The 3,166-nt window shown below is 41.8% G+C and carries 5 protein-coding genes and 1 pseudogene; all 6 read right to left on the bottom strand.

Annotated elements, in window-relative coordinates:
• Positions 1–425, bottom strand: a pseudogene (locus tag R1Y93_RS11870) (PBSX family phage terminase large subunit); the annotation flags it as partial.
• Positions 409–927, bottom strand: a complete 519-nt coding sequence (locus R1Y93_RS11865) for a terminase small subunit (protein ID WP_368190445.1) — start codon at positions 925–927, stop codon at positions 409–411. The pseudogene R1Y93_RS11870 and the gene R1Y93_RS11865, both read right to left, overlap by 17 nt.
• Before the next feature lie 169 nt (positions 928–1,096).
• On the bottom strand, positions 1,097–1,339 hold the full coding sequence (locus R1Y93_RS11860) for a hypothetical protein (protein ID WP_500822960.1): 243 nt from the start codon (positions 1,337–1,339) through the stop codon (positions 1,097–1,099).
• Positions 1,340–1,482: 143 nt separating this feature from the next.
• Positions 1,483–2,124 (bottom strand): DUF4417 domain-containing protein, encoded by a 642-nt coding sequence (locus R1Y93_RS11855; protein ID WP_500822959.1) that lies wholly within the window; start codon positions 2,122–2,124, stop codon positions 1,483–1,485.
• 2 nt (positions 2,125–2,126) lie between these two features.
• Positions 2,127–2,510, bottom strand: coding sequence for a hypothetical protein (locus R1Y93_RS11850; protein WP_500822958.1), 384 nt, complete (start codon positions 2,508–2,510; stop codon positions 2,127–2,129).
• A gap of 96 nt (positions 2,511–2,606) precedes the next feature.
• Positions 2,607–3,166, bottom strand: a 560-nt coding sequence (locus R1Y93_RS11845; RefSeq protein ID WP_500822957.1) for a hypothetical protein, incomplete at its 5' end; no start/stop codon positions are given.

Genomic DNA, 3,166 nt, shown 5'->3' with positions numbered 1-3,166 from the left:
ATCCACATTCCGTAGGAATTACCACGGATTTTCTTGTAGCTGTCTTCTTTGGCACCTCCGGCAAAGATTATGATCTTCTGTTTGTAATGTGTTGCCGGACCCTTGATGAACAGTGCTTCATTGTCCTTGTACTTTCCCCAGTGGCTCTGGCCCCGGAAGATCCATTCAAGACCCATCCCATTGCAATCCCCTATGTTCATCTTTGCGTTTGCCATAGTAGATCCTGTTGCCAGATGGATCCTGTCCGGTGTGGTCTTCAACTCATGTGCAAAAGCAAACACGTTATCAACAGTCTTGCCGGCACGTACAGCACCCTCCGCCACGTTGTAAGAGCACTCTTTGCACCTGCGGATATAATCCTTATGCTTTTCAGAGAACCGGTAAGGGATGGTCTTCTTCCTGACAAAGTTACTTATCGCCGCCATAGATTTCCCCCTCTATCTCATCCAGATCCTCAATCTCCTGGTTGTTGCCGGTAAGCTTGTCTGTCTGCGCCTTGATCTGTGCGATCCGTGCACGCTGCTCTTCCTGATCCAGCTCGGACGGTTGCCGGTCATTCCAGCCCTTGAAGTTGTTCCGCAGACTGAACTGAGCCCCGTTGCTTCCCTCTCTGTCAAACAGTCTTTCTTCTGTGTATGCCTCGATCATCGTCTTTGCACGCGTAATCGTGTTCATGAATTCCTTTTTGCCCTGGTAGTTTATCAAGGACAGCCTGGTTGTAAACCCCAGGGCAAGGGCAAGTCCGGTCACGGTTGGGGGCTTCTGGTTAATGATTACCGGATTTCCAAATTTGTTATAAACAATCTTTCCTTCATCATCTTTCAGGATTTCCCCCTCGCACTCTTTGAAATATGCGTCAATCTTCTCTTCAATTTCCTCTTTGCATTTATACTTTGGCGGTCTTCCGACCGACCTGTTTGTAGCCATCTGACCACCTCCATTTCTGCATACAAAAAGAGACCCATTTCTGAGTCTCTCATGGCAAGTCACCCGGAGTTCCACCGGAACCTCTGCGGTTGTTCGGAAATCGTCGTTCCGCCACAGCGTTCTCATTCTTAAACTATTGCCCTCGCATTTTAAATATATCATACCGTAATCACAAATTCAATTTCTTACGCCGTCTTTCCCATTGATTTAGAATCTTATCAATGATTTTCTGGTCTTTGGAGGAAACGCCTGGATAAGTCCCATATTCATCATGCTCGTACCCGTTATGTGTATGTGGCAATGCACCCTCATGCGATCTGCCTTTAACATCAACCTGCTTTATTCGCTCTCCATTTGTGTCATGAAATGTAATGAATTTAATATCGTTGTTTTTATCAACTGTTGCATACACTCATCCCAGGTATCATTGTTTCCATTGGGGATCTAGCGTTTCCACCATTATATTTCACAACTTTGACGTTTCCAAATTGAGCTAAAGTTTTATATTCCGTTCTATACCTTTTTCCGGTTTCACTCACCCCACTTGAAGCACCTCTACCACCCATTGCACTTAGCCTCTTTAAATTTCTCCTGGAATGCCCGGATCCTCACAATATTCCCTTTGCACTCTTCTGGGATATTTCCGTAGAAAATTATGGTTTCCGGTTCTAACCGTCTGACCATTTCTCTGTATCCTGAAACGAAAAGCTCCTTTGTCCTTTTGCCGTTCTGGGTTCCAACAGAAGAAACTGCCACGATACTTTGTGTAGGTTCTCCATCAAAGCACCAGTCATAGCTTTCAGGAGTGCTCCAGCCAATCGTAGGAATCACCTGTATTCCATTTTCCTGAAGGTATGCACCTATCCAATGCTTCCGGTAATGGTTGTATATCTGGATCGCTTTAGGAAAGTCTGTATACATGGAAAAATCTGGTGTCATTACACACCGGAACTGTTGCAGCATGGGCAGATATTTATCAGGATTTACCCATAAACGGTTAAATTGATAATCATCCACGAAGAAATGGATCCCTCTATCTGATCTTTCCCGTGTGCTGGCAGCGTAATTAAAACCAATGAACTCCTGCGGCATATCAATCTGTGTAGGTCTGACTCTTGGAATGCCAAAATCTCCCACACCTTCATACATACGGCGTCCAAGATTTTCATAAGCAATGTTTGTTTTTTGGTCACCCATGATTATCCCCTCCGCCTGCGGTTCGCCCTATTCACTTTTGCATCAGCCCTGGATCCACTGGAAAGCATTCTGTTTGATGCTGTTTCTCTATCCAGAAAAGCATTTGTCGCTCTACGATCAGCTTTGTATCTCTTTTCATCCTTGCTACGCTCTCCTTTTGATACAGCTTTTGTGGTTGCACCATTAGCCTCTACCCGCCGTTTAAATTCCCTCGCCGTCATGTTATTTGGTGTACGTTCCGGTATTCCGCCAACTCCACGCTGGTAATAATTCGTGCCATTATGGTTTGTGAAATAGTATCGCGTAGTCTGTCCGTCCCTGGTTACATCCAATCCGCCGCCATTACCGCCAGATTCAAAGCTACTGTTTCCACCTCTTCCTCCCATACTGTCACCTTCTTTCGGAAAAATGTAAATAAAAAGCAGCCCCGAAGAGGCTGCCTATGTTGTGATCTATTACATCTTACTTTATACTAATACTTGTCATGAATTTATTTGTAATCGTTCTATTCTCTTAATGCTATCATAAAATATAATTACCTCAATTTGTGGATTCGATGAATTATCCTCAATATATGGCTCTACTGGTTTTCCATCTTGAAGTAAATATTTATAATAACCTTGTAATGAAATATATCTTTGTTTTCCGTCCTCTAATTCCTTACATCCTAAGGAACCTTCATATACAACAGCATCATCTTTAAGATATACTCGTATCCAAGCTCCCTTATTAAAATCTGACAGCATCTCGAATTCATTGTCGTAAAATGTTGTATTGATTTTTAACTTATTAAAAATCCATTTCATTATATCCGAAATAATTATACGATTCCAAATATATGCAACAATAACAGAAATACTTATTAAATATAAATTATTTCTTACTGCTCCGGGCACTTTATTTACAATGTTACTTAGCCCTCCGAAAGATATTATGTATTTGAAAAAAGGCTTAAAAGCAATATAAATGTAACTTATAGCAATTACTTTTATCCAAATATAATTATCTTCTTTTATACTTTTTCCTCTAAGAAAAAGAAAAA

The organism is Blautia sp. HA3515 (assembly GCF_059933065.1).
Note: the sequence above shows the minus strand (reverse complement) of the source record. Positions and strands in the feature narration are given on the sequence as shown.